Raw genomic sequence first — 26,446 nt, forward strand, 5'->3', positions numbered from 1 at the left:
AGCGGCTGGGCCGGGCCGCGGAGCGGGACTTGCAGCGTGTCCGGCGAACCCGCACACCCCCACCCCGCGCGACGGAGCTGGCACTCGCAAGGCTTCATACGCCGCGACGACATAACCCCGCAGATGGGCGAAGAACCATAAAAAAACCACGGCCCCGAAGGGCCGTGGTCAGCAGGCAGTGTTACCGCCTTGCAGCGATCAGAAGCGCTGCTGGTACTTCAGGTAGACGAAGCGGCCGATGTCGTAGCCACCGTAGTAGGAGAACACCGAGTTCGGCTTGGTGTACATGTTCGGGCCGTACTTCTCGAACACGTTGTTGGCACCCACGGCAACGGTGGCATCCCACGGCAGGTTGTAGCGGACCTGCACGTCGTGGAAGGTCGTCGAACCACGGTCGTTGTAGTTGCGGGCACCGGAGTACCACGGCGCACTCACGCCCGGATCGGAGCATTCATCCGGGTGTGCCAGCACGTTCAGGCACTGCTCCTTGACGCCGGAGTAGTAACGCGCGGTCCAGGTGACGCCGAAATTGCCCAGGTCCCAACCCACGGTCAGGTTGGAGCGCACGCGGAAGCCCACGGTGGCGTTGGTGGCGATCCCGTTGGTCGGGGTCGGCACGACCTTGGTGTCGTTGGTGGAACGGTAGATGTTGGAGCTGACGTAGGTGGTCGACCAGGTGGTGCTGAACTTGCCGTACGCGTCGGTGTCCAGACGGTAGGCCAGCTCCATGTCGTAACCTTCGGTCTCCAGGAAACCGGCGTTACGGTTGCCGTAGGTCAGCTTGTTGACGATGCCCAGCACCGGATCACGGGTGAACTGCCCGCAGCGCGAATCGATGCCCTGCTCATAGCAGTCGATCAGGATCTGGTTGGGGGTATCGGCAACGATGGTGTTGTCGATACGGATCTTCCACCAATCCAGGGACACGTTGAAGTTCTGGATGAAGCTCGGGCTCCACACCAGGCCCAGCGTCTTGCTCTTGGAGGTTTCCGGCTGCAGGTTCGGGTTGGAACCATTCACGAACGGCACCGGGGTCTGATCGGTGCTGCTGGTGATCGGCACGTTGCCCTGCTTCAGCTGGCGGTACGTGGCGGCGTTGGCGATGTCGCGGGCGCAACGTGCGCGCACGTCAGCACTGGTACGCGACGGGCCGTAGACGGTGTCGCAGGGATCGGCGTAGCCGGTGGTGAAGGTTTCCGAACCACCGCCGTACAGGTCGCTGATGGTCGGGGCGCGGAAGCCCTCGGCCCAGGTGCCACGGACCAGCAGCTGGTCGATCGGACGCCACTTGAAGCCGAACTTGCTGTTGAGCGTGTCGCCGAAGGTGTCGTAGTCGGAGTAGCGCGTGGCCGCGTTCAAGCTCAGTTCCTTCGCGCCCGGCAGGTCGGCCAGCAGCGGCGCGTTGAATTCCACGTACGCTTCCTTGACCTTGTAACCGCCACCGGTCGGGCCAGCGGCCAGGTTGGTGGTGGCACCGGTCTGGGCCAGCGCATCGGGGATGAACTCGCCGGTTTCCTTGCGGTTTTCCAGGCCGAATGCAAAGCCCAGGTCGCCGCCCGGCAGCGTCAGCAGGCTGCCGGCGATGGTGGCGAAGAAGTTCTTGCCGACCGTCTTGCCGCTGGAGTCTTCCGCCGGCATCAGGTAGTCGATCAGCGCCTGGTTGCCGGTCAGGCCGTACGGATTGGTCACGCCCGCGGCGACCAGCGGGTTCCACACCATGCAGTTGGCGATGGGGGCAGCGGCGCTGCCGCACTCGACCTTGCCGGTGGCCGCATTGAAGTACGACGGGCCGACCGCGTTCTTTACGCGTTCCTTGTGCAGGTTGCCGGTGGCGTGCTGGCGCAGTTCGTTCTTGTTGTACTGGTAGCCCACTTCCCAATCGAAGAAGCGCTCGCCGATGTTGAAGGTGCCATCGAACGCCGCCACGGCACGGTAGGTCTTGAGCGAGCTGTCGCTGACGCGCGGCACTTCCCAGGTGCGGTGGTTCCAGGCCACGGCGGTCGGGGTGGCGTAGCCGTTCTTGCGGCCGAACGGGTTGAAGTAGCTGTCGATCGACATTGCGCCGATACCGGCCGTGGACGACTGCAGCGGGTAACCGGCCACCTGGCGGCTGGAATCGCGCTTGTTGTAGCCCAACTGGGTGCTGAAGCGGATGTCGTCGGTGATGTTCAGGCGACCATCGACGAACACCGAGTCCCGCTTCAGCGGGTAGTTCAGGTGCATCTGTTCGTTGGTGTTGCTGGTGTCACCGGTGAACGCCGCCGGGTTGGTGATGTGGTAATTGGCCGGGTTCAGCGGATCGCTGCCACGGTTGAGCGAGTAGCCGCAGGTGCCGTTGTTGGCCGCGGTGCAGCCCGGGCCGCGCAGGCCGGTGATCTGGCCGTACTGGCTGACCGTGGTCCACGCTTCGGTCGGATGGCGGTCGGTGTTGCCGTAGGCGCTGAATGCACGGTCCTTGGCCCACACGGCCTTCTCTTCGGTGTGTTCGGCCGAGAGCGTGATCGAGCCACGGTCGTTGGACCAGCCAGCCACCACGTCGAAGCGATCGCGCGCGCCGTCACCCTGGCTGTACTGGCCGTGGTAGACGTTGGCGGTCACGCCGCTCACATTGTGGCGGGTGATGATGTTGACCACGCCGGACATCGCATCGGAACCATAGATGGCCGAGGCGCCGTCCTTGAGCACTTCCACGCGCTCGACCGCCGACACCGGCAGGCTCGACACGTCCTGGTAACCGGAGGTGCTGATGCCCAGGCGCTTGCCGTTGATCAGCACCAGGGTGCGCTGGGCGCCCAGGTTGCGCATGTCGATGTAGGTGCCGCCGGCGTTTTCACCGGCGCTGAGCACATTGGCGCGGCTGATCGCCGGGCTGCCCATCGCCGTCACGTTCTGCAGGATGTCAGCCACCGAGCTGAAGCCCTGACGTTCGATATCGGTGCGGGTGATGGCCAGCACCGGGTTGGCGTTCTCCACGTCAACCTGACGGATGCGCGAGCCGGTGATTTCGATACGGTCAAGGTTGGTGGCAGTCGGCGCGTCCTGTGCCATCGCCGGCGCGGCCATCAGGCCAGCGCTACCGGCGATCAGGGCACAGCGGATCGCGTGCCCCAAAACGTTGGTGCGTGAATTCATGTGCTCTCTCTCTCGTTCGGAACTGACTCAAAAAAGGCGGCGGGCCCAAGTTCCCGCCGTCTCAAAATCCGACCCAAGTGGACCGGTACCCCGATAATAGTCTCGGTAGTTAAGGTCGTGTAAAGCCATAGTGAAAATATTTTTCACACCGAACGCAGTTCCTTGACAAAAAGCGAGCAGAAGCAATTAGTTGCAAATTGCGTCACGCCAGTGTCATGTAGCGGTTTGTATCGAAATGTACCGATATGCTGCGCCGCCGCATCGCCGCTCGCGCAAAACGGGCCGTTGGACGGGCCATGCGCACGCGCCATCCGCCCGCTGCCGGTGGCAGCGGGGGAGGGGGCAGACAGGGTGGGGAAGCAGGCGGCGCGGCGCGCCGTTGGTGGCGTCAGGCCACGAACGGACGGAACTGCACGCCCAGGCTGGCCATGCCGTCGGTTTCGCCGATCAGGTCGGCCCGCAGCAGGGGCCGGGCATCGATGAACGCCTGCGGCAGGATCAGCGACAGCCGGGTGTCGTCGGCGGTCAGTTCCAGCGCGGGCATCGGAGCGTCTTCATGGGCGCGGTTGAGCAGCACGGCCAGGCGCAGCAGGGCGGTCATCCGCCGGGCCGGTTGCAGCAGGCGCTCGGGCAAGGCCTCGAATGCCGACTTGGACACGTTGCGGCGGTGGCTGCGCACCAGTGCGGCCAGCAACTGCTGCTCCTGCCGTGAGAAACCGGCGATGTCCGAGTTTTCCAGCACGTAGCTGCCGTGCACGTGGTAGCCGCTGTGGGCGATCATCAGGCCCAGCTCGTGCAGGCGTGCCGCCCAGCCCAGCATCCGCGCATCGTCCGGGTCCAGCGCCCAGGTGTCTTCAACCTGGCCCAGCAGGTTCATCGCGGTGCGTTCGACCCGGTCGGCCTGGCGGGTGTCGATGCCATAGCGCTGGGTCAGCGCGGCCACCGATTCGTCGCGCAGGTCGTTCTCGCTGGCGCGGCCAAGGATGTCGTAGAGGATGCCTTCGCGCATGGCCGCCTTGCTGACCAGCAGCTTTTCCAGGCCCAGCGCCAGGAACGCCGCCTCCAGCACCAGGATGCCGCCGGCGATGATCGGCCGGCGGTCGGCCGACAGGCCGGGCAGGTTGATGTCCTCGATGCGCTTGGCCTTGAGCAGCTCATCGCGCAGCTGCGGCAGCGCCTCGGCGGTGATCGCACCCTTGCTCAGCTTCATGGTCGCGCAGATCTCGCTGATCGCCTTGTGCGTGCCCGACGAGCCCAGCGCCTCGTGCCAGCCCAGCGCCCGGTACTTGGTGGCGAACTGCTGGAACTCCGCGCCGATCTCGGTCAGTGCGTCCTTCCAGCGCTTGCGGCTGAGCTTGCCACCGGGGAAGAAGCGGCGGGTGCTGGCGATGCAGCCGGCCTGCAGGCTCTCGCGCTCCAGGGTCTGCATGCCCTGTCCGATGATGAACTCGGTGGAGCCGCCGCCGATGTCGATCACCAGCCGGCGCTGGTCTGGCTTGGGCGGCTGCGCGTGGGCCACGCCGAGGTAGATCAGGCGCGCCTCTTCGCGGCCGCTGACCACTTCGATGGCATGCCCGAGCGCGGTCTCGGCCGGCATCAGGAAGGCCTGCGGCGAGCGCAGCTGGCGCACGGTATTGGTCGCCAGGGCGCGGACCCGCACCGACGGGATGGCGCGGATGCGCTGGCCGAACCGGGCCAGGCATTCCAGCGACCGCTGGCGGGCCTCGGCGGACAGGCCGCCCTTGCCGTCCAGGCCGTCGGCCATGCGCACGGTCTCGCGCAGGCGGTCGACCACCCGCAGCTGCCCGAGCGTGTAGCGCGCGATGACCATGTGGAAGCTGTTCGAGCCCAGGTCGATGGCGGCGAGCAGGTCGCCATCCTGCAGGGCGGGCGGGGTCGTGATGGTATGCGGCATGGACGAATGTTAGCCGAAGGGTGGGTCGCGAAGTCACCGCGCGCCCTTCACATGGGCAGGCGGCGACGAACGCTCGCATCAAGGGGCGCCGCCAGCAGCCCTTGCGCGGGCCGGTTGGCGCTCACCCGGCCGGTGCCGACCGTGGGTCGGCACGCGTGGGAACACCCACCAATGGTCGGTGTCTACAACCCCTGCATCAACGTCATCTGCGCCGCGTGCGGCGGCTCGTCGTGGCCGGGCGTGCACTTGTGGTACTCGCCATCGGCCTTGAGTTCCCAGGCGTTGAGGTTGTCGTCCAGGTAGTTCTGCAGCACGTCGCGGTACACCTTGCGCGCCAGCTCCGGGTCCAGGATCGGGAAGCAGGTCTCCACCCGGCGCAGCAGGTTGCGCTCGAGCCAGTCGGCGCTGGCGCAGAACAGCTCGGCCGCGCCATCGTTGCCGAACCAGTACACCCGGCTGTGCTCCAGGAAGCGCCCGACGATCGAGCGCACCCGGATGTTGTCCGACACCCCCGGCACGCCCGGCCGCAGCGTGCAGGCACCGCGCACGATCAGGTCGATCTGCACGCCGGCCTGCGAGGCCGCATACAGCGCCCGGATCATCTGCGGTTCGTTGAGCGCGTTCATCTTGGCGATGATCCGGCCCGGGCGCCCGCTGGCGGCCAGCCGGGTCTCGCGCTCGATCCGCTGCAGCAGGCCCGGGTGCAGGGTGAACGGCGATTGCAGCAGGCGCTTGAGCTTGGTCCGCGGCGCCAGGCCGGACAGCTGCTGGAACAGCAGGTGCACGTCGTTGCCGATGTCCGCATCGGCGGTGATCAGGCTCAGGTCGGTGTAGGCGCGCGCGGTGCCGCTGTGGTAATTGCCGGTGCCCAGGTGCACGTAACGGCGCAGCTTGCGGCCTTCGCGGCGCACGATCAGCAGCATCTTGGCATGGGTCTTGTAGCCCACCACGCCATACACCACCTGCACGCCGGCTTCCTGCAGGCGGTCGGCCAGGCCCAGGTTGGCTTCTTCGTCGAAGCGCGCGCGCAGCTCCACCACCACGGTGACGTCCTTGCCGTTGCGCGCGGCCTGGATCAGCGCATCGACGATCTGCGAATCCTTGCCGGTGCGGTACAGGGTCTGCTTGATGGCCAGCACGTTGGGGTCCAGCGCGGCCTGCTTGATCAGGTCCAGCACCGCGGTGAACGCATCGAAGGGGTGGTGCAGCAGCACGTCGCGGCGCGAGACCACCTCGAAGATGCCATCGCTGTCGCGCAGCACGCGTGGGCTCAGCGGCGGGTACTTCAACTCCGGGCGGGCCAGCAGGTCGTACAGCTGGATCACGCGGTTGAGGTTGACCGGGCCGTCGATGCGGTACACCGCGTTCTCGGTCAGGCCGAAGTTCTGCAGCAGGGTGCGCACGATGTCGCGCGGGCAGTCCTGCGCGATCTCCAGCCGCACTGCCGGCCGGTAGCCGCGGTCCACCAGTTCGTCGCGCAGCGCCAGCGCCAGGTTCTCCACTTCCTCCTCGTCCACCACCAGCTCGGAGTTGCGGGTCACGCGGAACTGGTAGGCGCCTTGCACCTCCATGCCCGGGAACAGCTCGTCCACGAAGGTGGACAGCACCGAGGACAGGAACACGTAGGTCTGCGCACCGCCGAGTTTCTCCGGCAGTTGGATGATGCGCGGCAGCGAGCGCGGCGCGCGCACGATGGCCAGGTGGCCGGCGCGCCCGAACGCATCGGTGCCCTTGAGCACCACCACGATGTTGAGCGACTTGTTGAGGATCTTCGGGAACGGATGCGACGGGTCCAGGCCCAGCGGCGACAGCACCGGCATGATCTCGTTGCGGAAGTAGGCGCGCAGCCAGCGCTTCTGGCGATGGTTCCAGGAGTGGCGGCCGAGCACGTCGATGCCGGCCTCGTGCAGCGCCGGGCGCAGCGTCTCGTTCCAGCAGCGGTACTGCTGGTCCACCAGCTGCGCGGCGCGGTCATGGATCGCGTTGAGGATGGCCTGCGGCGTCATGCCATCCGGCGCCGACGGCAGGCCGAACTCCTGCGCGTGGCGCACGGCCGCGGCGCGGATTTCGAAGAATTCGTCCAGGTTGGTGCAGGAGATGCACATGAAGCGCAGGCGCTCCAGCAGCGGCACCTGCGTATCCATGGCCTGGGCCAGCACGCGGAAGTTGAAGTCCAGCTGGGACAGTTCGCGGTTGATGTACAGGGCCGGGTCACGCAGCGGATCGTTGTCCACCGGCACGGCGATGGGGACCAGAGTGCTCATGCGGAGAAGTCTTCTGCAGAAGGAAGGGAGGCCACTTCCACGCGCGCACGCACGTGGTCGGCATCGAAGTGACACGAGAACACGCTGCCCTTGCCGACCTCGCTCTGGATCTCCAGGCGGGCGTGGTGCAGGCCGAGGATGTGCTTGACGATGGACAGGCCCAGGCCGGTGCCGCCGCTTTCGCGCGAGCGGCTGCTGGACACGCGGTAGAAACGTTCGGTCAGCCGCGGCAGGTGCGTGGCGGGGATGCCGTAGCCGGTGTCGCGCACGCTCAGCACCACGCCCTGGCCCTCGCGTTCCAGCACCACGTCCACGCGGCCGCCGGCCGGGGTGTAGCGCACCGCGTTGGTGACCAGGTTGGAGAAGGCGCTGTGCAGTTCTTTGTTGGAGCCCTGCAGGTCCACCCCGGCGCTGTCGATGACGCTGATCTGGTGGCGCCCCTGGCTGTGCGCCTCGGCCTCGCGGCGCAGCGTGGCCAGCATCGGCGCCATCGCCACGGCCTCCTCTTCGGTGTGCTCCTGCGATTCCAGCCGCGACAGCGTGAGCAGGTCTTCCACCAGCTGGGCCATGCGCTGGGACTGCTTGCGCATTTCTTCCAGCATCGGGCCGGTGCCGGGGAAATCCTCCGGCTCCATCATGTCCAGGTAGCCGTGGACCACGGTCAGCGGCGTGCGCAGCTCATGGGACACGTTGGCCACGAAGTCGCGGCGCACCTGTTCCAGCCGCAGCAGCTTGCTCACATCGCGCGCGATCAGCAGCCAGTAGTCCGGCGAATAGGGGATCAGGCGCAGGTTGAGCCGGATCGCCGGATCCACCGGGGAGGCCACGTCCAGGATCGGTTCGGCATTGCGGCCGCCGGCCAGCCAGTGGGCCAGCGGCATCGGCTGCAGGCGCTCGACCAGCGCACCGCCCAGGTCGCCGGGATGGTGCAGGCCCAGCAGCGAGGTCGCCGCCTCGTTGAACCACTGCACGCGCTGGCTGTTGCGGTCCACCACCACCACCGCATCGGGCAGGGCCGCCGCGGCGGCGCGGTAGCTGCGCAGCATGTCCAGCAGGCGGCGCTTGCGCGTGCGCATTTCCACCTGGTTGCGGTACAGCAGGCGGTCCAGTTCGTTCCAGACCCCGGCACCTTCGCCGACATCCCAGCGGTGCCGGGCGGTCAGCCGGCGCAGCACGCGCCGCAGCCGCCAGTAGTGCCAGGCCAGCGCGCCGATGGACGCCAGCGCGATGCACATCCACACATGCCCGCTCAGCACGCCCAGCACGCCGGCCGCCACCAGCAGGACGGCGAGGGTGGCCAATGTCTTCAACCAGGCAGAGCGGATGTGGCGGGGCATTGCGGTCTCGCAGAAAGTGCGGTCCTTGGACGCGGTCCAAGGTTATAGCAGGAGTGGCCGCTGCCCGGCACAAGCGCCAGGCAACGGCCCGACGAGACTCAGGTCGAGGTCGAGAAGCGGTAGCCGGCGCCGCGCACCGTCTGCACCATGTTCTCCGCGCCGAACGGTTCCAGCGTCTTGCGCAGGCGGCGGATGTGCACGTCGATGGTGCGCTCTTCCACGTACACGCTGCCGCCCCACACGTGGTCCAGCAACTGGGCGCGGGTGTACACGCGCTCGGGATGGGTCATGAAGAAGTGCAGCAGGCGGTATTCGGTCGGCCCGATCGGCACCGGCTGGTCGCCGGCGAACACGCGGTGCGCGGCGCCGTCGATGCGGATGCTGCCCACGGCCACGCTGCCGTCCTCGTCGTCGTCACGGGCACGGCGCATCACCGCACGGATGCGGGCCAGCAGTTCGCGGGCCGAGAACGGCTTGACCACGTAGTCGTCCACGCCGGCTTCCAGGCCACCCACGCGGTCGTTCTCTTCGCCGCGCGCGGTCAGCATGATGATCGGCACCTCGCGGGTGAGGGCCTCCTTGCGCCAACGCCGGGCCAGGTCCAGGCCGCTGGTGCCGGGCAGCATCCAGTCCAGCAGGATCAGGTCCGGGACGCGGTCGGCGATGGCCGTCTGCGCCTCGCGGGCATCGCCGGCGTGGATCGGGTCGTAGTCGCCCTTGCGGAGGGCGAAGGCGACCATTTCGCGGATCGCGGGTTCGTCATCGACGATCAGAATGCGTTTCTGCACGTGCGCACCGTATTGCTTATCAGACCGGGATTGAGCCCAGTAGACTACGGTTTCATGACATGTTTGTGACGACCGCGGCGCACATTGCCCGCGGCTGCCATCCCACGGTCATCCAGCTGGCGCCCCCGGGCCCCTGGCCGGCTGGCTCAGCGTTCCAGTTCCGGGTCGCGGATGCCCTGGCGGCGCATCTCCAGCACGGTGGGGGTGATGCTCTCGATCCGCGCGTCCACCCGCGCCCGGCCCACGTAGTCCAGCGCGGGCTGCTTCTTCAACGCCTGCAGCTGCATCAAGGCCTGCTCGGGCCGCCCGTTGAGGAAAGCCGCCTCGGCGTAGGCCTCGCTGGCGCGCACGGTGTCGCCGGCCAGCTCGCTGGCGCGGGCATAGCGCTGCTGGAACACCGGATCATTGCCACTTTGCGACAGCAGCGGGCGCAGCATCGCCTGCGCGCGCTGGCCGGCCTCGCGGCCGCCCTGTTCATTCAGGATCTCGGCGAAGGTCAGCGCCACCGGGCGGCTGCCGGGGTGCTGGCGCAGCAGCAGCTCGAACCGCGCATTGGCCTGGGCCGGCTGGCCCGCGCGCGATTCGGCCTCGCCCAGCGCCAGGGCCACCCAGAGGTTGTCGGGATGGTCGCGCAGCAGCGTGCCCAGGTCGCGGCGGGCCTCGGCCGCGCCGCTGTTGCGCAGCCGGGCCAGTGCCAGGCCGTATCGCTGCGGGTCGGTCAGCCCGGCCTTCTGCGCGCGTTCCAGGTTCTCGTACTCGCGCGCCAGCTCGCTGGGCGTATCGGCGCTGAGCACCCGCAGGCGCTCGCGGGCGTATTCGAACTGGCCGCTGGCGCCGCGGCTGAGGGCGTTGACCGAAATCTGCATCGAGGCCGGCAGCAGCGGGTTGTTGCGCCGGACGATCGGGTCGGACAGGGCCGGGTCGGACGGGTTCACCCGTTCCTGGCGCACCCCGCCCGGCACCTCGGTGGTGAGCAGCACCGTGTCCTTCTTCATCTGCTCGGCGCGGGCCTTGGCCTCGCTGATGCGGGTGGTGTTGACCGGGTGGGTCTGCAGGAAGTCGGGCACCGAATAGCCGCCGGCGTTGCCCCGCATCGAGGCGGACATGCGCTCGAAGAAGCCGGCCATCGCGTCCACGTCATAGCCGCTGCGGGCCAGCGTGCGGATGCCCAGCCGGTCGGCTTCGGACTCGTTGCTGCGGGTGTAGTTGATCTGGCGCTGCTGCATCAGCCCCATCCCGGAGGTGATCGCGGCCATCGTCGCATCGCCGGAGGAGTTGCCCCCGGCCTGCTGGGCGGCCACCACCGCCGCCAGCATCCCCAGCAGGATCGGAATCTGGTCGCGCTGGGCCCGCTCCACCCCGCGCAGCACGTGCTGCTGGGTGACGTGGGCGATTTCGTGGGACAGCACCGCGGCCACCTCGTCCTCGCGCTCGGCGGTCAGCACCAGGCCCGCATTCACCCCGACGTAGCCGCCCAGGGTGGCGAAGGCGTTGATCTGGCGGTCCTTGAGCATGAAGAAGGTGTAGGACTGGCGGGGCTGGGCACTGTTGGAGCCCAGCCGGGTGCCCATGTTCTGCAGCCAGTCGTCCACCAGCGGGTCGTCCAGCAGGTAGCCGTAGTTGCGCAGCTCGCGCAGCATCATCCCGCCGTACTCGGCCTGCCGGGCCGGGGTGAGCAGCTCCCCGGCCGAGGAGCCGATATCCGGCAGCTTGGCATCCTGGGCAGCGGCCAGCGGCGCGGCCAGGGCGAGGGTCAGCGCGGCGGAGAGCAGCAGAGGGCGCAAATCGGGGCTCCAGGAGGATCGTACGGGGGGCGGCCAGCGGCAGGGTGACAGCGGCCAGGCGAATCTGCGGTTAATCCACAGTGTTGCGGTGATGACGTGGAAAATCCAGCCGCCCGCTACCATGTACAGACAACCGTTTGCCCGTGGAGTTTCCCCGTGAGCCAAGATGTCGCTTCCACCCCCGCCATCACCATCTATTCCACCGCCGTCTGCCCGTACTGCGTGGCGGCCAAGAACTTCCTGAAGAGCAAGGGCCGTGACTGGACCGAGGTCCGCATCGACCTGGACGCGGCCGAGCGCGAGAAGATGATGGCCCGGACCCGCCGCACCAGCGTGCCGCAGATCTTCGTCGGTGACGTCCACGTGGGCGGCTACGACGACATGATGGCCCTGCACCGGGCCGGCAAGCTGGAACCGCTGCTGGCCGGCGAGGGCCAGGCGTGAGCGCGGCCGACGACGGCAGCAAGGACCGCATCGCCGAGTTCACCGAGTTCCGCCAGCGCATGAACCAGCGCATCCTGGGCGAGCCCAACCAGGTGGTGCGACGCTTCTTCGCGCTCGACACCCAGACCTACCAGGCCGGCGCGCTGGATGTGAAGACCAAGGAGCTGCTGGGCCTGGTCGCCTCGATGGTGCTGCGCTGCGATGACTGCATCAGCTACCACGTGGCCCAGTGCAAGGAAGCCGGCGTCAGCCGCGAAGAGTTCTTCGAGACCTTCTCGGTGGGCCTGGTGGTGGGCGGCTCGATCGTCATCCCGCACCTGCGCCGCGCGGTGGATTTCCTGGACCAGCTCGAAGGCGGCGCGTCCGCCCCGGCCGTTCACGAGCACTGAGACCCCCCCGCCGACCAACAGTCGGCGGCTACCCCGGCGGGGACGGGGGGCGGCGTGGCGCCGGACGGGCCCCGCCGGCCTCGCCCGGCCTGGGACTAATGGGTAACTTGGGGTCCCTTGGCCGGGTAAGGCATAATTGCGGGTGAAACTTCCCTTGCGCCCACGCTCCGCGCACTTGACGGACGGCGCTTCCCCCTCGGTTCGGAATACACATCAATGACGCAGAAAATCACGGTCATCCGCGGCGACGGCATCGGCCCGGAGATCATGGACGCCACCCTGTTCGTGCTCGGCAAGCTGGACACCGGTTTTGAGTACGAAGACGCCGACGCCGGCCTGGTCGCACTGGAAAAGCACGGCGACCTGATGCCGGCCTCCACCCTGGAATCGATCGCGCGCAACAAGATCGCCCTGAAGAGCCCGCTGACCACGCCGGTCGGTGGTGGCTTCACTTCGATCAACGTCAGCCTGCGCCGTCATTTCGACCTGTACGCCAACGTGCGTCCGGCGGTGTCCTTCCCCAACACCAAGTCGCGCTTCGGCGACGGCGTGGACCTGGTCACCGTCCGCGAGAACACCGAAGGCGCCTACCTGGCGGAAGGCCAGGAAGTCTCGGCCGACGGCGAGACCGCTTTCTCCGGCACCCGCATCACCCGCAAGGGCTCCGAGCGCATCGTGCGTTACGCCTTCGAGCTGGCCCGCAGCACCGGCCGCAAGAAGGTCACCGCCGTGCACAAGGCCAACATCATCAAGTCGACCTCGGGGCTGTTCCTGGCCGTGGCGCGCGAAGTGGCGGCCAAGTACCCGGACATCGAGTTCCAGGAAATGATCGTGGACAACTGCTGCATGCAGCTGGTGATGCGTCCGGAACAGTTCGATGTGATCGTGACCACCAACCTGTTCGGCGACATCATCTCCGACCTGTGCGCCGGTCTGGTCGGCGGCCTGGGTCTGGCCCCGGGCGCCAACATCGGCGAGAACGCGGCCATCTTCGAAGCCGTGCACGGCACCGCCCCGGACATCGCCGGGCAGGGCAAGGCCAATCCGTGCGCGCTGCTGCTGGCGGCCGCGCAGATGCTGGACCACGTCGGCCAGACCGACAACGCCGAGCGCCTGCGCAAGGCGATCGTGGCCACCCTGGAAGCCAAGGACTCGCTGACCGGCGACCTCGGCGGCACCGGCAACACCATGGGCTTCGCCCAGGCCATCGCCAGCCGCCTGTAAGCGGTTGGTGCACCCGCTGGAGATCGTCTCAGGCGATGTCCAGCCGGGCCGCGCAGGGTTGAAGACGGGCCGTCCTTGTACGGCCCGTCTGCGTTTTCACGTGTGGCTTTTCACCGACAGGATTTTTGCAGATGCCTGAGGCGGCTGTAGGGGTGGTGGCGGCTGTTGCCGTCTATGCCATCGGCGTGACCATCTACGCGGTCTTCTACTGGCCCTGGTCCCGTTCCCAGCGCGCGTTGCGTCGCCTGCGGAAGCATGGGCTCGCCATCCGCAACCTGCGGCACAGCGAAGCGCGTGCGCTGCAGTTGATCGAATGGCCGGCGGGGACGCCGGTGTACCGGCTGGAGGGCGCCTGCGCGGCGTTCATCATCAGAGGCAACACTGGGGCACAGCATGTGCAGACCCTTGCAGGGGTGCCGGTGAGGTACCCGGCGGGCCTGGAACGTGCCGTGCGCGCGGGCCGCAATACCGCCGACGTGATGCTGGGTCGCGATCACGCGATGATCGTGCGGCTCAATGGGGTCAAGCTGGCCTCGTAGCGTCGCGACCTGCTCGACGCTCGCAAAGTGGTCTGTGCACAAATCGCACAGATCATGTGCTGTTGCGCGGCTGGTTCGTGCGCCATCTGCTCCTCATGCTGTGCGCACTTTCCGCCGCACAGGAGTTGCCCCATGAACCTCACCGCCTTCGGCCTGGCCAGTCTGATCGGCATGGCCGCCGCCGCACCCATCGCCGCCGCCGAGCCGGCCCATCCCACCATCCGCCACCTGGCCGGCGCGCCGGACGTGGCCGCGCTCGATGCCGCCAGGACCGCCGTGCTGGTGATCGATTTCCAGAATGAGTACTTCGATGCCGCCGCCGCGCCCGGTTTTGCCGGCGGCCGCATGGTCATTCCCGACGGCGTGGCGGCCATGGGCCAGGCCCGTCGCGTGGTCGACTTCGCCGACGCGCACGGCATCCGCGTCATCCATGTCCAGCACGTGCTGCCGGCCGGCGCACCGTTGTTCGCGCGCGGCAGCGTCAACGCCGCCTTCCATCGCGACCTGCAGCCGCGCGCCGGTGAAACCGTGATCGAGAAGGACAACGTCAGCGTGTTCGCCGGCGCCTCCGCCGCCGCCCTGGATGCGGTGTTGAAGGAGGCCGGTATCGACACGCTGATCGTCACCGGCCTGCAGACCCACGCCTGCGTGGTGGGCGCCGCGCGCGACGCGGCGGCCGCACCGCGGGGCTACCGGGTGATCGTGGCGGCCGACGCTACCGCCAGTCGCGACCTGGACCTGGCCGGTGGCACCCGCATCGGCCATCGCGCGCTGCACGAGGCCTCGCTGGCGCAAATCGAGGACGCGTTCGGGCAGGTGCTGCCCACCCAGGCCATCCTGGCCCTGCCGGTGCGCAAGGCTGGCGACGGCGCTTGATAAGCTGGCAGGGCCCGCATCCGGCGGGCCCTGCCAAGCGGAGTTGCCCGTCGATGGATCACCTTGCCGCCCTGCGCGCGTTGCGCGCCATCGTCGAGGCGGGCAGCTTCACCGCCGCCGCCGAGCGGCAGGGCACCTCGCATTCGGCCATGTCGCGGCAACTGCGGCAGTTGGAGGAACACCTGCAGGTGCGGCTGCTGGATCGCAACAGCCGGCGCCTGTCGTTGACCGAAGCGGGGCGTGACTACCATCGCGAGGCATTGGCCTTGCTGGACCGGCTCGAGCAGGCCGACGACCGCGCCCGCGCCGGCCAGGCGGTGCCCAGCGGCCGGCTGCGGATCAGCGTGCCGCAGGTGGTCGCCACCCAGGAGTTGCCGCACTGGTTGCCCGGTTTCCTGGCGCGCTATCCGCAGATCGCGCTCGATCTGTCGGCCGATGACCAGCTGGTGGATGTGGTCGGTGGCGGTTTCGACCTGGCGCTGCGCATCGCCGCCACCTTGCCCGACAGCCAGCTGGTTGCGCGCGAACTGGCCAGCTGCCCCCGCATCCTGGTGGCCGCGCCGGCCTACCTCGCGCGCCACGGCCTGCCGCGACAGGCAACCGAGCTGGCCGGGCATGCGTTGCTGGCCTTCAGCCCCGTGGCCGCGGCGGCGCCGTGGCACCTGCAGGGCCCCAAGGGTGCCCGCGTCAGCGTGGAGGCCGGGCAGCGCCTGCGCGTGGATGCCACGCCCGCCCTGTATGCCGCCGTGATCGCGGGCATGGGCATCAGCCTGTTCACGGCCTTGACGGTGCAGGAAGACCTGCGCGCCGGTCGGCTGATCCGCGTGCTGCCCGGCTGGCATGCCGGTGAGCGCCGCTACGTCGCGCTGTACCCGCATGCACGCGCGCTGGCGCCCAAGGTGCGCGCGCTGGTGGACCACCTGGCCGCGCACTACGCCGCCCAGATGCGGCCTGGTTTCTAGTTCGAGGGTGGTGCGCGCCGTGCACGAAAAAGGGCGCCCGCAGGCGCCCTTTTTTCAACCCGCCGGTGGCAAGGATCAGCGCTGCTGGATCTTCGACAGCAGGCGCAGGAATTCCACATACAGCCATACCAGGGTGACCATCAGCCCGAACGCGCCGTACCACTCCATGAACTTGGGCGCGCGCGCGGCCGCGCCGTTCTCGATGAAGTCGAAGTCCAGCACCAGGTTCAGTGCGGCCACCACCACCACGAACAGGCTGAAGGCGATGCCCATCCAGCCGCCCTGGTGGATCATCGGCACGTTGATGTTGAAGAAGCTCAACACGAACGAGGCCAGGTACAGCAGCGCGATACCGCCGGTGGCGGCGACCACGCCCAGCTTGAAGTTCTCGGTGACCTTGATCAGGCCGCTGCGGTAGACCGCCAGCATCACGAACATGGTGCCGAAGGTGAGCATCACCGCCTGCATCACGATGCCCGGGAACTTGGCGTTGAACACCGCCGAGATCGCGCCCAGGAACAGGCCTTCCACCAGCGCATACATCGGCGCGGTCACCGGCGACCATTCCTTCTTGAAGATCGTCACCAGTGCCAGCACCAGCCCGCCGATCGCGCCGGCCACGGTGTACCCCATCGCGCCGCTGGTGGGCAGGCCGGCGGCATCCACCGACTGGCTCCAGGCAAAGGCGGCGGTGATCACGGTCAGCAGCAACAGCAGGCCGGTCTTGTTGACCGTGCCATTGATGGTCATCGCCTGGTCGGGCGAGGTCACCACCGAGCCACTGGCCAGGTCCAGGAACGTCGACTCGGAAAGAGCGGGATTGCCGCTACGCATTGCCAATCTCCTTGAAGGGGTAGGGGGCGGACCATCCGGTCGCTGCGCCGAGCATAGCCGATAGGGGGCGTCGGCATCGGGACAACGCCGACAATGTGAAATAAGCGTTGACAGATGCCTCGCCGATTCCCACAATAGCCGACTCTTTCGGGGGGAACCCCGAGGATCGCAACTCCGGGGTATAGCGCAGTCTGGTAGCGCGCCTGCTTTGGGAGCAGGATGTCGGGGGTTCGAATCCCTCTACCCCGACCAAGCCTGCTCAAAACAGGAAGGGAATGCGATAATCCAGGCAGGGCGCCCGTAGCTCAACTGGATAGAGCACCGGCCTTCTAAGCCGGCGGTTACAGGTTCGATTCCTGTCGGGCGCACCATTGGGTGCATGCGTCAGGAAGCAAGGTTTCAGTGGTGGCTGTAGCTCAGTTGGTTAGAGTTCCGGATTGTGATTCCGGAGGTCGGGGGTTCGAGTCCCCTCAGCCACCCCACTGATGTAAAACCGGGTTCGCCGAAAGTGAATCAGGGTTGCAAAAGGCGACATTCGCGTTACAATGTTCGCCTGAGTTTTCAGGGCTGTTAGCTCAGTTGGTAGAGCAGTTGACTCTTAATCAATAGGTCCAAGGTTCGAATCCTTGACAGCCCACCAAGACAGAAGCCGCCTGGTTCGCCAGGCGGCTTTTTTCTTGCCCGCGCGGTGATGCGCGCAACGCCCCGGTGCGGCGCAGTGGCGCGCATGACGACGCTGTCGCCAGCGCGCGTTGGTCTTTCGTTCAACTAAAACGCTTGCATCGCCGGACGAAAGTCCTGCATAATTCGCGTCCCGATTTTCGGGCTGTTAGCTCAGTTGGTAGAGCAGTTGACTCTTAATCAATAGGTCCAAGGTTCGAATCCTTGACAGCCCACCAAGACAGAAGCCGCCTGGTCCGCCAGGCGGCTTTTTTCTTGCGCCTCGCCCAACGGGATGCCACCGCCGGTCGGGCAGGGCCGGCGCAGCGTGCCGGTCATCGAGCGCGTCGTCCCGCCACGTGTCGCGCCACATCCGGGCCAGATCCGCCATCGAATCCAGCCATCCTGTGGCCCAGCGCACGCCTCGTCAGCGCGCCTTGCGCTCCACTGGACGCTCTGCGCTTGTCGCGCCGCTCTGGAGCTGTCTGGATGAACACCCCGCTCGCGTCCGCCTCGATCATCGCCGCTGTCCTGGCCTTCTCAACGGCCTGTACTGGCCCGCAGCACACCCCGCCGGCCGCCCTGCCGACGCCGGCCGAGCCCGCTACGCCGACGCAGGACCCGCAGGCTTTGGCCCAACCTGACGCCGACGCGGCCAACGCGGCCGACGCGGCCCATGCAGTGACCGTGCCGCGTGACGCCCAGGCCGACGCCGTGCTCGCCCACCGCATCGACGCCATCGGCGCCGACCAGCCGCAGGCACGCACCGTCGAACGCGACGGCGTCGACCCGGCAGACACGCAGCCGGCCAGGCCCATCCCGCCGCCCTGATCCGGTCAGGGCGGCCGCCAGTCCCTGCACATCCGCTGCCACCGGCGGATGAGACAATGTCGCCATGCCAACGCATGCCCCTGATCCCACCGCGCGTCGCCTCGGCGCGCGCCAGCAATGGCTCGAACGCATCGTCCTCTGGGGCGGTGCCATCGCCGTCGCACTGGCCGCCATCCTCTTCGCCAAAGCCAGCGATTTCGCCTTCGGCCTGTTCCGTCGCGTCTATGACACCTCGCCCTGGTGGCCGCTGCTGCTCACGCCGGCGGTGTTCGGGCTGCTGGCCTGGCTGACCCACGGCGTGCTCAAGCCCACCCGCGGCAGCGGCATCCCGCAGGTGATTGCCGCCCTGGACCGGCCGGAGGGCGACTTCCGTCAGCAGAACCTGTCCCTGCCCGTATCGGCGGGCAAGCTCGGGCTCACCGTGCTGGCGCTGGCCGGTGGCGCCTCGGTCGGTCGTGAAGGCCCCACGGTGCATGTCGGGGCCAGCCTGATGTACGTGATCGGCCGTGCGCTGGGGTTCCGCGACCCGCGCCATGCCAGTCATTTCCTGCTGGCCGGTGGCGCGGCCGGCATTGCCGCGGCCTTCAACACCCCCTTGGCCGGCGTCGTGTTCGCCATCGAAGAGCTGTCGGGCCGTTTCGAGCACCGATTCTCCGGCGCCCTGCTCACCGCGGTGATCGTCGGCGGCGTGGTGTCCCTCGGCCTGCTGGGCAACTACACCTATTTCGGCCGGGTCGAGGTGGGCCTGCCGCTGGGCATGGGCTGGCTGGCGGTGCTGCTCTGCGGCGTGGTCGGCGGGCTGGCCGGTGGCGGCTTCAGCCGCGTCGTGCTCGCCGCCGTCGACGGGCGACCGCGCTGGCTGGGCCGCGCACGCGGGGCGCATCCGATCCTGTTCGCTGCCGCCTGCGGGCTGTTGCTGGCGGCGCTGGGGCTGGTATTCGGTGCCGGCGCGTTCGGCACCGGCTATGAACAGGCGCGGGCCCTGGTCCAGGGGCAGGGCCTGGTGGGGCACGAGTTCGGGCTCATGAAGCTGGCCGCCAACCTGGTGTCCTACGTGGCCGGCATCCCCGGCGGCCTGTTCTCCCCGGCGCTGGCGGTCGGGGCCGGGCTCGGGCACAACCTGGCCGTGCTGCTGCCCGGGGTGGACCCCTCGGCGGTGGTACTGCTGGGCATGTGCGCCTACCTGACCGGGGTCACCCAGGCCCCGCTCACCTCCGCGGTGATTTCCCTGGAGCTGACCGACAGCAGCGCCATGCTCCTGCCGATCCTGGCCGCGGTGCTGCTGGCCCGGGCCGTCTCGGCCCTGGTCTGTCGCCAGCCGCTCTATCGCGCCCTGGCCGAGCGCCTGGTGGCGGCAATGCCGGCGCCCGAGGCACCTGCAGCGGCCCGGGCGGGCTAGGGCGGCGCGGCATTCCGGCGCCCAGGCGACACATCGGCTTTTGCTTTCGGCCCAGCCCTGCAACAATGCACGGCTGAGTGGCAACACTCGCGAAAGTGGCGGAATTGGTAGACGCCCTGGATTTAGGTTCCAGTGCCGCAAGGCGTGGGGGTTCGAGTCCCCCCTTTCGCACCAGTCATGCCGGGGCAATGGCAAGCATGACGAGGGGCACGTCCCGGGTCCGGGGAGACGGCCCCATGCTGCACCCGGCCGCCTTCACGGGCGCGCCGGCCCCGTGCTGGCGGCGCTGGCCGTTATCGGCGAAACTACAGGGCTGCGGCGGGCATGCGCGTCAACGACCCCGCGTTCTAAACCCGTTCCATCCATCACATCGTGCCGGGGGCGTTGCCGCCGGTGGCAGGAGTCCACATGCAAGCTTCGATCGAATCCACCGGCAATCTGGAACGCCGCCTGACCTTCTCGCTGCCGGAAGAGCGCCTGCAGACCCACATCAGTGGGCGTCTGGGTGAAATCGCCCGCACCGCGCGCATCAAGGGCTTCCGCCCGGGCAAGATCCCGGCCAAGGTGATCGAGCAGCGCTTCGGCCAGCAGGTCCGCAGCGAAGCCGTCGACGGCCTGCTGCGCGAAACCTTCGATGCCGCCCTGCGTGAGCACGAGCTGCGCATCGCCGGCACCCCGCGCATCGACAAGGGCGATGACGGCGAGTTCTCCTTCGTGGCCACCGTCGAGCTGGTGCCGGACTTCGGCGACGTGGATGTGAGCAAGCTGACCGTGGTGCGTCACACCGCCGAGATCAGCGACGCCGACATCGACCAGATGATCACCAACCTGCGCGAACAGCGCCGCAGCTGGAGCCCGGTCACCCGTGGCGCGCAGGACGGCGATCTGGTCGCGCTGGAAACCTTCTCCGAAGCCGGCGATGAGCGCCTGCCGGCCGAAGGCACCGAAAAGGGCAGCGTGATCGTCGGCCAGGGCATGATGTTCGAGCAGATCGAGCAGGGCCTGGTCGGCCTGGCCAAAGGTGAGGAAAAGACCCTGGACGTCAGCTTCCCGGCCGACTGGCGCGTGCCGGCCCTGGCCGGCAAGCAGGTCAAGGTCACCGTGAAGGTGGTGGACGTGTCCGCCCCGGTGCTGCCGGACGTGGACGAGGAGTTCATCAAGAGCTTCGGCGTGAAGGGCGGCGACGTGGAGCAGTTCCGCAAGGACATCCGTGCCAACCTGGAGCGTGAACTGAAGGGCGCGCTGATGAACCGCCTGCGCCGTGAAGTGGGCGAGCAGCTGATCGCCGCCTACGCCTCGGTGGAACTGCCGCCGCGCCTGGTCGAGAACGAAGCCCGCGCCATGCTGGCCCAGCAGGTCGACCAGATCCGCCGCAGCGGCCGCAACCCGGGCGAAATCCCGGCCGACGCCCATGCCGGCTTCACCGACGCGGCTGCCAAGCGCGTGCTGGTGGGCCTGCTGGTGGGCGAAGTGGCCCGCAAGAACGACCTGCGCCTGGACCCCAAGCGCCTGAACGAAACCATGCGCCTGATCGCCTCGACCTACGAAGAGCCGGAGCAGGTCATTGAGATGTACCGCAATGACCCCCAGCTGATGGGTGGGCTGCAGAATCGTGTGATGGAAGAGCAGGTGATCGACTGGATCGCCGAGCGCGCCCAGCACACCGAAGAGCCGCTGTCGTTCCAGGACGCGATCCGCCAGTAAGCGGCCCGTGTTTTACGCCCCGCGCTCCGGCGCGGGGTCGTTCCCCCCAAAATAGGTGCCTCACTAATGGACAACCGAACCACAGCCCTGAACATGGTTCCGATGGTGGTCGAACAGACCAGCCGCGGCGAGCGCGCCTATGACATCTATTCGCGCCTGTTGAAGGAGCGCCTGATCTTCCTCGTGGGCCCGATCGACGATCACATGGCCAACGTGGTGGTGGCGCAGCTGCTGTTCCTGGAAGCGGACAATCCGGAAAAGGACATCAGCATCTACATCAACTCGCCCGGTGGCGTGGTCACCGCCGGCATGGCGATCTACGACACCATGCAGTACATCAAGCCGGACGTGAGCACCATCTGCGTCGGCCAGGCCGCCTCGATGGGCGCGCTGCTGCTGGCCTCCGGCGCCGCCGGCAAGCGCTATGCGCTGCCCAACTCGCGGGTGATGATCCACCAGCCGCTGGGCGGCTTCCAGGGCCAGGCCACGGATATCGACATCCATGCCCGTGAAATCCTGACCCTGCGCTCGCGCCTGAACGAGGTGCTGGCCAAGCACACCGGCCAGTCGCTGGAGACCATCGCGCGCGACACCGAGCGCGACAACTTCAAGAGCGCGGCCGACGCGGTGGCCTACGGCCTGGTCGACCAGGTGCTCGAGCGGCGCCCGGAAGAATCGATCACCCCGGCGTGATGATGCCGCCAGGCCGGGATTCCGGCCTGTTTCCGCGGGGTCGGGCTGGACTGGCGTCCTCCCGACCCTGTGCTATTCTCGAATCGAACCCCCGTTCAGCGGGTGGGGTAACTGGGTAAGCGAAGCATGAGCGAAGACCGCCAAGGTCGTTCCACGGACACCGGCAAGATCCTCTACTGTTCTTTCTGCGGGAAGAGCCAGCATGAGGTGCGCAAGCTGATTGCGGGCCCGAGCGTGTTCATCTGCGATGAGTGCGTGGAGCTGTGCAACGACATCATCCGTGAAGAACTCGAGGAAAAAGCGCAGTCGGCGCGTAGTTCGCTGCCCAAGCCGAAGGAAATCCTCGAGGTCCTGGACCAGTACGTGATTGGCCAGAACCGGGCCAAGCGCACGCTGGCCGTGGCTGTGTACAACCACTACAAGCGCATCGAGAGCCGCCAGAAGAACGACGAGGTCGAACTGGCCAAGTCGAACATCCTGCTGGTCGGGCCGACCGGTTCGGGCAAGACCCTGCTGGCCGAGACCCTGGCGCGCCTGCTCAACGTGCCGTTCACCATGGCCGACGCCACCACGCTGACCGAAGCCGGTTACGTGGGCGAGGACGTGGAAAACATCATCCAGAAGCTGCTGCAGAAGTGCGATTACGACGTCGAGAAGGCGCAGCAGGGCATCGTCTACATCGATGAAATCGACAAGATCTCGCGCAAGAGCGAGAACCCGTCGATCACCCGCGACGTGTCCGGCGAAGGCGTGCAGCAGGCGCTGCTGAAGCTGATCGAAGGCACCGTGGCCAGCGTGCCGCCGCAGGGCGGTCGCAAGCACCCGCAGCAGGAATTCCTGCAGGTGGACACCAAGAACATCCTGTTCATCTGCGGCGGCGCGTTTGCCGGGTTGGACAAGGTGATCCAGGCTCGCTCCAACGACGCCGGCGGCATCGGCTTCGGCGCCAAGGTGAAGAGTGCCGAGCGCAAGCAGGAAGTGGGCAAGGTGCTGGCCGAAGTCGAGCCGGAAGACCTGATCAAGTTCGGCCTCATCCCCGAGTTCGTCGGCCGCCTGCCGGTGGTGGCGACCCTGGAAGAGCTGGACGAGGCGGCCCTGGTCAGGATCCTGACCGAGCCCAAGAACGCCATCACCAAGCAGTTCAAGAAGCTGTTCGAGATGGAGCACGTGGAGCTGGAGTTCCGCCCGGACGCCCTGTCGGCCATTGCCCGCAAGGCGCTCAAGCGCAAGACCGGTGCCCGTGGCCTGCGCACCATCGTCGAATCGGTCCTGCTGGACACCATGTACGACCTGCCCTCGGCCGAGAACGTCAGCAAGGTCGTGGTGGACGAATCGGTGATCGAGCACAAGTCCGAGCCGTACCTGATCTACCAGACCCCGCCGGCGCCTGAACAGAAGGCCGCTGGAGCGGAATAATCGATTCAAGCAATTGAATTGAAAGAACTTTATTAGAACAGCTTGCATCTAGAAGCCGATGGCCCCATAACGAGGCCATCGGCTTTTTTTGTATCCGGGCGAGGCTGTCCGGAGGCCATTCCCACTGTTCCACTGGAGCCCACATGGCCCGTTCCCCAACTGAGACTCTCGACCTGCCGGTACTGCCGCTGCGTGACGTGGTGGTGTTCCCGCACATGGTCATCCCGCTGTTCGTCGGCCGCGACAAGTCCATGCACGCGCTGGAGCAGGCGATGGCGGCGGACAAGCGCATCCTGCTGCTGGCCCAGAAGTCGGCCGAGACCGACGACCCCAATGCCGCCGATCTCTACCAGGTCGGCACGTTGGCCCAGGTGCTGCAGCTGCTGAAGCTGCCCGATGGCACCATCAAGGTGCTGGTCGAAGGCCTGTCGCGGGTCAACGTGACCCAGGTCACCGAGCGCGACGGCGCGCTGCACGGCATCGCCACCGAAATCGAATCGGACGAATCGCGCGAGCCGCGCGAGATCGAGGCGATCGCCCGTTCACTGATGTCGCTGTTCGAGCAGTACGTCAAGACCAACCGCAAGCTGCCGCCGGAACTGCTGCAGACCCTGGCCGGCATCGATGAACCGGCGCGCCTGGCCGACACCATCGCCGCGCACATCAGCGTGCGCCTGGCCGACAAGCAGCGCCTGCTGGAAACGCTGCAGATCGGCGACCGCCTGGAAATGCTGGTGGGCCTGGTCGATGGCGAGATCGACGTGCAGCAGATGGAAAAGCGCATCCGCGGCCGCGTGAAGTCGCAGATGGAAAAGAGCCAGCGCGAGTACTACCTCAACGAGCAGATGAAGGCCATCCAGAAGGAACTGGGCGACCTGGACGACGCACCCGGCGAGCTGGACGAGCTGGCGCGCAAGATCGCCGAGGCGGGCATGCCCAAGCCGGTGGAAGCCAAGGCCAAGGCCGAGCTCAACAAGCTCAAGCAGATGTCGCCGATGTCGGCCGAAGCGGCCGTCGTGCGCAACTACCTGGACTGGCTGCTGGGCGTGCCGTGGAAGAAGCGCACCAAGGTGCGCAAGGACCTCAAGGTGGCCCAGGACACGCTGGACGCCGACCACTTCGGCCTGGACAAGGTCAAGGACCGCATCCTGGAATACCTGGCGGTGCAGTCGCGCGTGAAGCAGATGAAGGGCCCGATCCTGTGCCTGGTCGGTCCGCCCGGCGTGGGCAAGACCTCGCTGGGCCAGTCCATCGCCAAGGCCACCAACCGCAAGTTCGTGCGCATGAGCCTGGGCGGGGTGCGCGACGAAGCCGAAATCCGTGGCCATCGCCGCACCTATGTCGGCTCGATGCCGGGCCGGATCGTGCAGAACCTCAACAAGGTGGGCAGCAAGAACGCGCTGTTCGTGCTCGATGAGATCGACAAGATGTCGATGGATTTCCGCGGCGATCCGTCCTCGGCGCTGCTGGAAGTGCTCGATCCCGAGCAGAACAACGCCTTCAACGACCACTACCTGGAAGTGGACCTGGACCTGTCCGAAGTGATGTTCGTGGCGACCTCCAACTCGCTCAACATCCCCGGGCCGCTGCTGGACCGCATGGAAGTGATCCGCATCCCCGGCTATACCGAGGATGAGAAGCTCAACATCGCCATGCGCTACCTGGTGCCCAAGCAGCTCAAGGCCAACGGCCTCAAGCCGGAGGAGCTGGAGATCGAGGGCGACGCCATCCAGGACATCGTGCGCTACTACACGCGCGAATCGGGCGTGCGCAACCTCGAGCGCGAAGTGGCCAAGATCTGCCGCAAGGTGGTCAAGGACATCGCACTGGCCGGTCCGGCCGGGCTGCCCAAGCCGGCCAAAACCGGCAAGAAGGTCAGCGCGAAGAAGAAGGCGCTGGTGGTGGTCAACGGCAAGAACCTGGACAAGTACCTGGGCGTGCGCCGGGTCGACTTCGGTCGTGCCGAGGAGCAGAACGAGATCGGCCTGGTGACCGGCCTGGCCTGGACCGAAGTCGGCGGCGACCTGCTGCAGATCGAATCGACCCTGGTGCCGGGCAAGGGCCAGCTGATCCTGACCGGCCAGCTCGGCAACGTGATGAAGGAATCGGCCTCGGCCGCCCTGTCGGTGGTGCGTTCGCGCGCCGAGCGGCTGGGCATCGACAGCGAGTTCCTGCAGAAGCACGACGTGCATGTGCACGTGCCCGATGGCGCCACCCCGAAGGATGGCCCCAGCGCCGGCATCGCGATGGTGACCTCGCTGGTGTCCACGCTGACCAAGGTGCCGATCCGTGCCGAGGTGGCGATGACCGGCGAGATCACCCTGCGCGGCCGCGTGACCGCCATCGGTGGACTCAAGGAAAAGCTGCTGGCGGCCCTGCGCGGTGGCATCACCACGGTCATCATCCCCGAGGAAAACCGCAAGGACCTGGCCGACATCCCGGCCAACGTCACCCGTGACCTGAAGATCATCCCGGTGAAGTGGATCGAAGAGGTGCTGGACCTGGCCCTGGAGACCCCGCTGACCCCCAAGAAGGCCAAGAAGGATGGGGCGCGCGTCACAGTGCGCAGCAAGGGCAAGACAGCTTCCAACGCGCGCGTCAAGCACTGACGCGCGCGTTGGAAATCGCCGAAACCCGCGTCGTTATTGGCTTTTCAGCTTGCGCGGGTAGGGGTGCGCTGGTATAAAAGCAGCACTCGCGAGTCAGTGCACGCTGACGTCGGCGAATCGAGAACTCCACTGGCATCCGGCCGCAGTCTGGGTCGGATGCTTCACTGTCGAACATGCGGAATCCCCGCCAAAGGAGCTGTACAGAATGAACAAGACCGAATTGATCGACGCCGTTGCCGAGGCCGCCGACCTGACCAAGGCCGAGTCCAACCGCGCCGTCGATGCCGTGATCGCTTCCATCACCAAGGCCCTGAAGGGCGGTGACGCAGTGACGCTGGTGGGCTTCGGTACGTTCCAGGTTCGCGCGCGTGCTGCCCGCACCGGCCGCAACCCGAAGACCGGCGACACCATCAAGATCGCTGCATCGAACAATCCGTCGTTCAAGGCTGGCAAAGCCCTGAAGGATGCCGTAAACTAAGCGGCTTGCTGGGGTGCTTAGCTCAGCGGTAGAGCGTCTCCTTTACACGGAGAGGGTCGGGGGTTCGAAACCCTCAGCACCCACCACAGCACCGCAGTAAAGGTTTGAAATGTGGAGCGGTAGTTCAGCTGGTTAGAATGCTGGCCTGTCACGCCGGAGGTCGCGGGT

Annotated in this window: 20 protein-coding genes and 7 tRNA genes; 20 read left to right on the forward strand and 7 right to left on the reverse strand. The window is 67.1% G+C overall.

The annotated features are described in order from the left end of the window. Positions 1-198 precede the first annotated feature (198 nt). The 6 genes from RSA25_RS11430 to RSA25_RS11455 all read right to left on the reverse strand — a co-directional run bounded on the left by RSA25_RS11430 (position 199) and on the right by RSA25_RS11455 (position 11,220). The gene (locus RSA25_RS11430; RefSeq protein WP_332809010.1) at positions 199-3,132 is read right to left on the reverse strand and encodes a TonB-dependent receptor; all 2,934 of its coding nucleotides are present in this window, start codon (positions 3,130-3,132) and stop codon (positions 199-201) included. Positions 3,133-3,520: 388 nt separating this feature from the next. Then, positions 3,521-5,047: an exopolyphosphatase gene (ppx, locus tag RSA25_RS11435; protein ID WP_332809011.1), complete on the reverse strand. Its 1,527-nt coding sequence runs from the start codon at positions 5,045-5,047 to the stop codon at positions 3,521-3,523. 182 nt (positions 5,048-5,229) lie between these two features. Next, complete coding sequence (gene ppk1 / locus RSA25_RS11440) at positions 5,230-7,311, reverse strand: polyphosphate kinase 1 (protein WP_332809012.1); 2,082 nt, start codon at positions 7,309-7,311, stop codon at positions 5,230-5,232. Continuing rightward, a complete protein-coding gene (gene phoR, locus RSA25_RS11445) occupies positions 7,308-8,648 on the reverse strand; it encodes a phosphate regulon sensor histidine kinase PhoR (RefSeq protein ID WP_332809013.1) in 1,341 nt (446 codons plus the stop codon). Before phoR ends, ppk1 begins: the two co-directional genes overlap by 4 nt. A 98-nt stretch (positions 8,649-8,746) precedes the next feature. Further along, positions 8,747-9,436, reverse strand: coding sequence for a phosphate regulon transcriptional regulator PhoB (gene phoB, locus RSA25_RS11450; protein ID WP_068849561.1), 690 nt, complete (start codon positions 9,434-9,436; stop codon positions 8,747-8,749). Between the two features lie 146 nt (positions 9,437-9,582). Next, positions 9,583-11,220 (reverse strand): M48 family metalloprotease, encoded by a 1,638-nt coding sequence (locus RSA25_RS11455; RefSeq protein WP_332809014.1) that lies wholly within the window; start codon positions 11,218-11,220, stop codon positions 9,583-9,585. Between the two features lie 156 nt (positions 11,221-11,376). Here RSA25_RS11455 and grxC point away from each other — a divergent pair, with 156 nt between their 5' ends. The 6 genes from grxC to RSA25_RS11485 all read left to right on the forward strand — a co-directional run bounded on the left by grxC (position 11,377) and on the right by RSA25_RS11485 (position 15,654). Beyond that, a complete protein-coding gene (gene grxC / locus RSA25_RS11460; RefSeq protein WP_332809015.1) occupies positions 11,377-11,664 on the forward strand; it encodes a glutaredoxin 3 in 288 nt (95 codons plus the stop codon). Beyond that, complete coding sequence (locus RSA25_RS11465) at positions 11,661-12,053, forward strand: carboxymuconolactone decarboxylase family protein (protein WP_332809016.1); 393 nt, start codon at positions 11,661-11,663, stop codon at positions 12,051-12,053. Before grxC ends, RSA25_RS11465 begins: the two co-directional genes overlap by 4 nt. A 216-nt stretch (positions 12,054-12,269) precedes the next feature. Then, on the forward strand, positions 12,270-13,277 hold the full coding sequence (locus RSA25_RS11470; protein WP_217537643.1) for an isocitrate dehydrogenase: 1,008 nt from the start codon (positions 12,270-12,272) through the stop codon (positions 13,275-13,277). 131 nt (positions 13,278-13,408) lie between these two features. Then, on the forward strand, positions 13,409-13,816 hold the full coding sequence (locus RSA25_RS11475; RefSeq protein ID WP_332809017.1) for a hypothetical protein: 408 nt from the start codon (positions 13,409-13,411) through the stop codon (positions 13,814-13,816). A gap of 132 nt (positions 13,817-13,948) precedes the next feature. Then, a complete protein-coding gene (locus RSA25_RS11480; protein ID WP_332809018.1) occupies positions 13,949-14,692 on the forward strand; it encodes a cysteine hydrolase in 744 nt (247 codons plus the stop codon). Between the two features lie 53 nt (positions 14,693-14,745). Then, complete coding sequence (locus RSA25_RS11485; protein ID WP_332809019.1) at positions 14,746-15,654, forward strand: LysR family transcriptional regulator; 909 nt, start codon at positions 14,746-14,748, stop codon at positions 15,652-15,654. Positions 15,655-15,729: 75 nt separating this feature from the next. Here RSA25_RS11485 and RSA25_RS11490 read toward each other — a convergent pair whose 3' ends face one another. Further along, on the reverse strand, positions 15,730-16,488 hold the full coding sequence (locus RSA25_RS11490; RefSeq protein ID WP_332809020.1) for a Bax inhibitor-1/YccA family protein: 759 nt from the start codon (positions 16,486-16,488) through the stop codon (positions 15,730-15,732). A 175-nt stretch (positions 16,489-16,663) separates the two neighbouring features. Here RSA25_RS11490 and RSA25_RS11495 point away from each other — a divergent pair. The 14 genes from RSA25_RS11495 to RSA25_RS11560 all read left to right on the forward strand — a co-directional run bounded on the left by RSA25_RS11495 (position 16,664) and on the right by RSA25_RS11560 (position 26,364). After that, positions 16,664-16,740, forward strand: a tRNA-Pro gene (locus RSA25_RS11495). A 42-nt stretch (positions 16,741-16,782) separates the two neighbouring features. Next, positions 16,783-16,859 (forward strand) — tRNA-Arg (locus tag RSA25_RS11500). 34 nt (positions 16,860-16,893) lie between these two features. Beyond that, positions 16,894-16,970, forward strand: a tRNA-His gene (locus RSA25_RS11505). 82 nt (positions 16,971-17,052) lie between these two features. Beyond that, positions 17,053-17,128 (forward strand) — tRNA-Lys (locus RSA25_RS11510). 183 nt (positions 17,129-17,311) lie between these two features. Further along, positions 17,312-17,387 (forward strand) — tRNA-Lys (locus RSA25_RS11515). 250 nt (positions 17,388-17,637) lie between these two features. Next, a complete protein-coding gene (locus RSA25_RS11520; RefSeq protein ID WP_332809021.1) occupies positions 17,638-17,979 on the forward strand; it encodes a hypothetical protein in 342 nt (113 codons plus the stop codon). A 64-nt stretch (positions 17,980-18,043) separates the two neighbouring features. Continuing rightward, the gene (locus tag RSA25_RS11525; protein ID WP_332809022.1) at positions 18,044-19,378 is read left to right on the forward strand and encodes a chloride channel protein; all 1,335 of its coding nucleotides are present in this window, start codon (positions 18,044-18,046) and stop codon (positions 19,376-19,378) included. An 89-nt stretch (positions 19,379-19,467) separates the two neighbouring features. Then, positions 19,468-19,552 (forward strand) — tRNA-Leu (locus RSA25_RS11530). Positions 19,553-19,786: 234 nt separating this feature from the next. Beyond that, on the forward strand, positions 19,787-21,082 hold the full coding sequence (gene tig / locus RSA25_RS11535) for a trigger factor (protein WP_332809023.1): 1,296 nt from the start codon (positions 19,787-19,789) through the stop codon (positions 21,080-21,082). A 66-nt stretch (positions 21,083-21,148) separates the two neighbouring features. Continuing rightward, positions 21,149-21,775, forward strand: a complete 627-nt coding sequence (gene clpP, locus RSA25_RS11540; RefSeq protein WP_038690153.1) for an ATP-dependent Clp endopeptidase proteolytic subunit ClpP — start codon at positions 21,149-21,151, stop codon at positions 21,773-21,775. A 126-nt stretch (positions 21,776-21,901) separates the two neighbouring features. After that, entirely contained in the window at positions 21,902-23,191 is a 1,290-nt protein-coding gene (gene clpX, locus RSA25_RS11545) for an ATP-dependent Clp protease ATP-binding subunit ClpX (RefSeq protein ID WP_145478462.1), read from the forward strand. A gap of 143 nt (positions 23,192-23,334) precedes the next feature. After that, on the forward strand, positions 23,335-25,800 hold the full coding sequence (gene lon, locus RSA25_RS11550) for an endopeptidase La (RefSeq protein WP_332809024.1): 2,466 nt from the start codon (positions 23,335-23,337) through the stop codon (positions 25,798-25,800). A gap of 205 nt (positions 25,801-26,005) precedes the next feature. Then, positions 26,006-26,278: an HU family DNA-binding protein gene (locus RSA25_RS11555; RefSeq protein WP_038690141.1), complete on the forward strand. Its 273-nt coding sequence runs from the start codon at positions 26,006-26,008 to the stop codon at positions 26,276-26,278. A gap of 11 nt (positions 26,279-26,289) precedes the next feature. Continuing rightward, positions 26,290-26,364, forward strand: a tRNA-Val gene (locus tag RSA25_RS11560). Positions 26,365-26,446: the final 82 nt, after the last annotated feature.

Origin of the sequence: Stenotrophomonas sp. (assembly GCF_036662295.1) — a bacterium.
In the GTDB taxonomy this organism is placed as follows: domain Bacteria; phylum Pseudomonadota; class Gammaproteobacteria; order Xanthomonadales; family Xanthomonadaceae; genus Stenotrophomonas.